The following is a 5,978-nucleotide window of genomic DNA, read 5'->3' as shown; positions in this document are numbered from 1 at the left end:
CAGCAACAGCAAGGCCAGGGCGCCGATGGCACGCCGCAAGCCCCGCTGCTCCCCCCCCGCTCTGCATTGCTGCACGGCCGACGTGTCCTTGAAAACCGTCATCCTGAGGCCAATTTATGAACCTGATGTTACGGTGACAGCAAAAAAAACATCACGGTGACGGGAAACCCGCTGCACTACACTTTCAAGCCTACCGGCCCACTCCCTCGGGCCCGCCAGGAGGCCCCATGAAGCTGTTTCCAACCCTCGCCAGCCTGTTGCTGTGCGCCGCGCTGCCACTGCTCGCCCACGCCAAAACCGCCGCCAAAGGCTGCACCGATGTCACAGTGGATGGCTACAAAGCCCGCGACTATGGCTGCATGAGCCAGCAGATGGGCAATGACCCGGACGCGGCCAAGGCGGCGCAGAAGAACCGCGAGGCGCAGAACATCCCGGTGCAGAAACGGCCGCCGAACCAGGTGGGGTTATCCACCCCTGCGGCGACCAGCATCCGCATGGGCAATACGTTTGGGACGGCGGTGAAACCGCAGCGGCCTTGAGCCGCTGACCGGTTGTACGCTTGCGGTCTGAAGACCTCTGGGAGCACGCCGCTAAAGGGTGTTTCAGGCCACGTGAGGTTCTTTCTTCAAGCTTTCCATATCGATCACGAACCGATATTTCACATCGCCTTTGAGCATGCGCTCATACGCTTCGTTGATGTCCTGGATATCGATCATCTCCACGTCCGAGACAATCCCGTGTTGGGCGCAGAAATCCAGCATGTCCTGGGTTTCCTGGATGCCGCCGATCAGCGAGCCGGCCAGGCTGCGGCGCTTGAAGATGAGGTTGAACACCGTCGGCGATGGGTGCGGGCTGTCGGGGGCCCCGACCAGGGTCATGGTGCCGTCGCGCTTGAGCAGGTTGAGGAACACGTCGAGGTTGTGCGGCGCGGCGACGGTGTTGAGGATGAAATCCAGGCTGTTGGCGACCTTGGCCATTTCGTCCGGGTTCTTCGACACCACGACGTGATCGGCGCCGAGGCGCAGGCCGTCTTCACGCTTGTTCGGCGAGGTGGTGAACAGCGTCACGTGTGCGCCCATGGCATGCGCGATCTTCACCGCCATATGGCCAAGCCCGCCGAGGCCGACCACGCCGACTTTCTTGCCGGGGCCGACCTTCCAGTGATGCAGCGGCGAATAGGTGGTGATACCGGCGCACAGCAGCGGCGCCACGGCCGCCAGGTTGGCGTCATCATGGGAGATGCGCAGCACGAACTGCTCCTTGACGACGATGTTGTCCGAATAGCCGCCAAGGGTATTTTCGCCACCGAACACGGGGCCGTTGTAGGTGCCGGTAAAGCCGTTCTCGCAGTATTGCTCCTCGCCCTCGGCGCAGGAGGCGCAGTGCTGGCAACTGTCGACCATGCAGCCGACCCCGGCCAGGTCGCCGACCTTGAATTTTTTCACATGGGCCCCGACCGCCGTTACGCGGCCGACGATTTCATGGCCGGGGACCGAGGGGTACAACGTGTTGTTCCACTCATTGCGCACGGTATGCAGGTCGGAGTGGCAGACGCCGCAATAAAGAATGTCGATCTGCACATCATCCGCCCCCGGCGCGCGACGTTCGAAGGTAAAGGGCTTGAGCGCATCCTTGGAGTCCCGAGCCGCGTAGCTGTAAGTCTTGGCCATTTCGTTCACCTGTGTGATCTGACGGTAGAGGTCAGTGGACCAGCGTAGACGCTGAACCGTTCAACCGAGCACATGCATACAAGCCCTTCGTCGGGTTTGCGGCAATAGTGAAGCCGAGCCCTTTCCCTCTCACCCCAGGAGTTTTCCATGAGCACATTCGTTGCCAAAGACGGTACCCAGATCTACTTCAAGGACTGGGGCAGCGGTAAACCCGTGCTGTTCAGCCATGGCTGGCCGCTGGATGCCGACATGTGGGAATACCAGATGGAATACCTGAGCAGCCGCGGCTTTCGCACCATCGCGTTTGACCGCCGCGGTTTCGGGCGCTCTGACCAGCCGTGGACCGGTAACGACTACAACACCTTTGCCGACGATATCGCCCAATTGATCGAACACCTGGACCTCAAGGACGTGACCCTGGTGGGTTTCTCCATGGGTGGCGGCGACGTCGCGCGCTACATCGCCCGCCATGGCAGCGCCCGTGTCGCCGGCCTGGCGCTGCTGGGGGCGGTGACGCCGCTGTTCGGTCAGAAACCGGACTACCCGCAGGGCGTTCCCGCCGATGTGTTCGACGGCATCAAGGCCGGCCTGCTGAAAGACCGTGCGCAGTTCATTGCTGATTTCAACCCGGCGTTCTTCGGCATCAACAAAGGCCAGAAAGTCTCCGACGGCGTACTGACCCAAACCCTGCAGATCGCCCTGCTGGCGTCGCTCAAGTCGACCGTGGATTGCGTCACGGCCTTCGCCGAGACCGACTTCCGTGCAGACATGACCAAGATCGATGTGCCGACCCTGGTGATCCACGGCGATGGCGACCAGATCGTGCCGTTCGAAACCACCGGCAAGGTGGCAGCCGAGATGATCAAGGGTGCCGAGTTGAAGGTCTACAAGGATGCGCCGCACGGGTTTGCAGTGACCCACGCCCAGGCCTTGAATGAAGACCTGCTGGCGTTCCTCAAGCGCTGAAGCGCTTAGACTCCCTTCTCCTTATTTTGGCCGGGCTTGCCCGGCCTTTTTTTGCTCAGGCAACACGTTGACCGAGGGTGAAGCGACCCGGCCCGGCGATCAGGATGCTGGTGAAAATGATCAACAGCAGCCAGCCGAACTGCCCTTCAAACAACGTCCATTGCGGATGCACCACGAGCATCGCGATCAGCAGCACCGCGAGGATCGGCAGGCAGGCCAGGCGCACCAGCACCCCGGCGATGATCAGCAGCGGGCACAACACTTCGGCGAAAATTGCCAGCAATAGCGTGACGTTGGCCCCCAGGTGAAACGGGTCTTCGATCAGCTTTAGCTGTTCGCTGTAACCCAACAGCTTGGGCAAACCGTGTACCCACAAGAGGAACGCAGCCGCGCTGATCCGCAAAAACAGGAGGCCGAGGGCCTGGTTTGTTGATTCATTCATAAACACCCTGCATCCGTAAAAAATCATCGACATCGATTGTGTTCGCCAAGCTGGGTGTACGCTTGCATGTTTGTGCTGAACCGCCCGCCGCTCGATGCGGTCCCAAGCCATACGCTCATCGCTACAGGAACTCTCGAATGACGCTCCCGAAAGAAATGACCCTGATAGAAATCACCCGCCCCGGCGGCCCTGACGTCCTGCAACCGCGCCGGGCCGATGTACCGGCGGCAGGCCCGGGCGAGATCCTGATTCGGGTGCAGGCTGCCGGGGTCAATCGCCCGGACGCGTTGCAACGCGCCGGCAAGTACCCGATGAAACCCGGCATGAGCCTGATTCCAGGGCTGGAAGTGGCGGGTGAAGTGGTGGCGCTCGGTGACGGCGTCAGCGAGTATGCCCTCGGCGACAAGGTGTGTGCCCTGACCAATGGCGGCGGCTATGCCCAGTTTTGCGCGGTGCCCGCCAGCCAGGCGCTGCCGATCCCAGAGGGTATGGACTGGATTCAAGCCGCCGCCGTGCCGGAAACCTTCTTCACCGTGTGGGCCAACCTGTTCGGCCTCGGCGACGCGCACACAGGCCAGCGTGTGTTGGTCCACGGCGGCACCAGTGGCATCGGCACCACCGCGCTGATGCTCTGCCGCGAGTTCGGCATCCAGGCCTTCGCCACTGCCGGTAGCGCCGACAAATGTGCGGCCATCGCCAAGCTGGGCGCCGAACCGATCAATTACCGCGAGCAGGATTTCGCCGACGTCATCGCGCAAAAGACCGATGACAAGGGGGTTGATGTGATCCTCGACATCATGGGTGCCTCGTACCTGAACAACAACCTCAAGGCCCTGGCCATGGACGGTCACCTGGTGATGTTGGGCTTTCTCGGGGGTGGCAAGGCCAATGACGTCGACCTGCTGACGATCCTCGCCAAACGCGCGGTGATTACCGGTTCACTCTTGCGCGCACGCAGCAAGGAGGAAAAGGCCGCGATTGCCGAACAGCTGCGCGAATACATATGGCCCGTGCTGGCCGCCGGGCGTTGCCTGCCGATCATCGACAAGGTCTACGCATACACCGATGCCGCCCAGGCCCATGCGCGGATGGAAGGTGGGGAGCATATCGGCAAGATTGTGTTGCAGGTGGCGTGACACCTAAACAGTCGCCTTGATGCAGGAACTGTCGGGCCTTGGCAGGGCTCGACAGGTTCCACAAAAACCGGCCTTTGCGACCCAGTCGACAAGCTATTCGGCATGCACCGGGTAATCGATATAACCCACCGCATTACCGCCATACATCCCCTCCGCCCGCAGCGGATTCAACGGCCAGCCATTGAACATCCGTTGCGGTAAATCCGGGTTGGCGATGAATGGACGCCCGAACGCAATCAGGTCGGCCAGCCCCGCGTCAACCAACCGCGCACCGCGCTCAGCGGTGTAACGCCCGGCGTAGATAATCCGGCCTTGGAAGGTGTCACGCACGGCCTGACGGAACGTGTCGGGCAGGTCGGGCGCGTTGTCCCAATCAGCTTCGGCAATGGAGACGTAGGCGATGCCCGCCGCTTGCAGCACCTTGATCGCTTCGAGGTAGGTGTGGTGCGGGTCGTCTTCCACCAGGCCGATGTACACCCGGTCCTGGTCGGTGCCGCTGAACAACGGCGAAAAACGCACACCAAGACGTTCCGGTCCAACCACCTTGCTGACCGCCTCGACGATCTCACGCAAAAAGCGCAGACGGTTGTGCAGCGAACCACCGTACTCATCGTCGCGCTGGTTGGCGTGGGCCGAGATGAACTGGTTGACCAGATAACCGTTGGCCGCATGGATCTCCACCCCGTCAAACCCCGCGTCCAGCGCATTGCGTGCGGCCTGTGCGTAATGCCCGACCAGTTCCTTGACCTCAAGGGTGGTCAACGCACGGGGCACGGGCGGTTGTACCAAGTCACCCACGCCAGGCCCGGTGGCGATAAACGCCTTCGCTTGCTCGGCCTGGATCGCGGACGGCGCGATGGGCGCGGCGCCGTCAGGCTGCAACGCGTTATGGGACACCCGGCCCACATGCCAGAGCTGAGCGAAGATCACCCCGCCTTCGGCATGCACCGCGTCGGTGACGGTGCGCCAGCCATCGATCTGCGCCGGGGTGTAGATGCCCGGCGTCCAGGCGTAACCCTGGCCACGCGGCTCGATCTGCGTGCCCTCAGTGACCATGAAACCGGCCGAGGCACGTTGACGGTAATACTCAGCCATCAACTCGGTGGCGATATCGCCGGGTTGCGCGCTGCGTTGGCGCGTCAGCGGTGGCAGCACGACACGGTTCTTCAAGGTGTGGTGCCCGAGTTGTATCGGGGTACTTAAAACACTGTGGGTCATTCGAAATATTCCAAATTCAGGACGAACGAAAGCGTCGGCGGCTCCTGAGAGCCGCCAAGCAATGAAGCAGTAAAAGTGAGGGATTAACTTACGCGGTGAGTTTCAGCAGGGCCTTGGCCACATCGCTGGAGCTGGCGGGGTTCTGCCCGGTGACCAGCAAACCATCTTCAAGCACAAAGGATTGCCAATCGGCGCCCTTCTCATACTTGCCGCCCAGCGCCTTGAAATCGTTTTCAATCAGGAACGGCACCACGTCGGTCAGGCCGACTGCGGCTTCTTCCGAGTTGGAGAAGCCGGTGACGCGACGACCCTTGATCAGCGGCTCACCATTGACCGCCTTGACGTGGCGCAAGGCGCCCGGTGCGTGGCAGACAAAACCGATGGGCTTGCCGGCACGCTCGAACGCCTCGATCAGGGCGATGGACACCGGCGATTCCGCCAGGTCCCACAGCGGGCCGTGGCCACCTGGGTAGAACACGGTGTCGAAGTCGGCGGTGTTGACCGTGTCCAGCTTGACGGTGCTGGCCAGGGCCTGTTGCAACTCAC

7 protein-coding genes are annotated in these 5,978 nt (G+C 61.8%); 3 read left to right on the top strand and 4 right to left on the bottom strand.

Going from position 1 to position 5,978, the window contains the following annotated elements; genetic code table 11:
- The first annotated feature begins 227 nt into the window (after nucleotides 1-227).
- On the top strand, nucleotides 228-539 hold the full coding sequence (locus L9Z73_RS23775) for a hypothetical protein (RefSeq protein ID WP_247406274.1): 312 nt from the start codon (nucleotides 228-230) through the stop codon (nucleotides 537-539).
- A gap of 63 nt (nucleotides 540-602) precedes the next feature.
- Here L9Z73_RS23775 and L9Z73_RS23770 read toward each other — a convergent pair whose 3' ends face one another.
- The gene (locus L9Z73_RS23770; RefSeq protein ID WP_247406271.1) at nucleotides 603-1,670 is read right to left on the bottom strand and encodes an NAD(P)-dependent alcohol dehydrogenase; all 1,068 of its coding nucleotides are present in this window, start codon (nucleotides 1,668-1,670) and stop codon (nucleotides 603-605) included.
- Between the two features lie 147 nt (nucleotides 1,671-1,817).
- Between L9Z73_RS23770 and L9Z73_RS23765 the strand changes: the two genes are divergently transcribed.
- Entirely contained in the window at nucleotides 1,818-2,636 is an 819-nt protein-coding gene (locus L9Z73_RS23765; protein ID WP_247406268.1) for an alpha/beta fold hydrolase, read from the top strand.
- 55 nt (nucleotides 2,637-2,691) lie between these two features.
- On the opposite strand, the gene L9Z73_RS23760 is transcribed toward L9Z73_RS23765, so the two are convergent.
- Nucleotides 2,692-3,078 (bottom strand): DoxX family protein, encoded by a 387-nt coding sequence (locus L9Z73_RS23760; protein WP_247406265.1) that lies wholly within the window; start codon nucleotides 3,076-3,078, stop codon nucleotides 2,692-2,694.
- A 137-nt stretch (nucleotides 3,079-3,215) separates the two neighbouring features.
- Between L9Z73_RS23760 and L9Z73_RS23755 the strand changes: the two genes are divergently transcribed.
- Nucleotides 3,216-4,214: an NAD(P)H-quinone oxidoreductase gene (locus tag L9Z73_RS23755; RefSeq protein ID WP_247406263.1), complete on the top strand. Its 999-nt coding sequence runs from the start codon at nucleotides 3,216-3,218 to the stop codon at nucleotides 4,212-4,214.
- Between the two features lie 93 nt (nucleotides 4,215-4,307).
- On the opposite strand, the gene L9Z73_RS23750 is transcribed toward L9Z73_RS23755, so the two are convergent.
- Together L9Z73_RS23750 and L9Z73_RS23745 are read right to left on the bottom strand one after the other, a co-directional pair.
- Nucleotides 4,308-5,432: an alkene reductase gene (locus L9Z73_RS23750; RefSeq protein WP_247406260.1), complete on the bottom strand. Its 1,125-nt coding sequence runs from the start codon at nucleotides 5,430-5,432 to the stop codon at nucleotides 4,308-4,310.
- 88 nt (nucleotides 5,433-5,520) lie between these two features.
- A partial coding sequence (locus L9Z73_RS23745; protein ID WP_247406257.1) for a type 1 glutamine amidotransferase domain-containing protein occupies nucleotides 5,521-5,978 on the bottom strand: 458 nt, incomplete at its 5' end.

Origin of the sequence: Pseudomonas emilianonis (assembly GCF_023072625.1) — a bacterium.
In the GTDB taxonomy this organism is placed as follows: domain Bacteria; phylum Pseudomonadota; class Gammaproteobacteria; order Pseudomonadales; family Pseudomonadaceae; genus Aquipseudomonas; species Aquipseudomonas paraveronii.
The sequence above is the reverse complement of the archived record's forward strand: the minus strand, read 5'-3'. Positions and strand labels throughout refer to the sequence as shown.

What these genes read in the sequence shown, in the direction of transcription:
- L9Z73_RS23775 (WP_247406274.1), top strand. Translation starts at nt 228, where the DNA reads ATGAAGCTGTTTCCAACCCTCGCCAGCCTGTTGCTGTGCGCCGCGCTG.
- L9Z73_RS23770 (WP_247406271.1), bottom strand. Translation starts at nt 1,670, where the DNA reads ATGGCCAAGACTTACAGCTACGCGGCTCGGGACTCCAAGGATGCGCTC.
- L9Z73_RS23765 (WP_247406268.1), top strand. Translation starts at nt 1,818, where the DNA reads ATGAGCACATTCGTTGCCAAAGACGGTACCCAGATCTACTTCAAGGAC.
- L9Z73_RS23760 (WP_247406265.1), bottom strand. Translation starts at nt 3,078, where the DNA reads ATGAATGAATCAACAAACCAGGCCCTCGGCCTCCTGTTTTTGCGGATC.
- L9Z73_RS23755 (WP_247406263.1), top strand. Translation starts at nt 3,216, where the DNA reads ATGACGCTCCCGAAAGAAATGACCCTGATAGAAATCACCCGCCCCGGC.
- L9Z73_RS23750 (WP_247406260.1), bottom strand. Translation starts at nt 5,432, where the DNA reads ATGACCCACAGTGTTTTAAGTACCCCGATACAACTCGGGCACCACACC.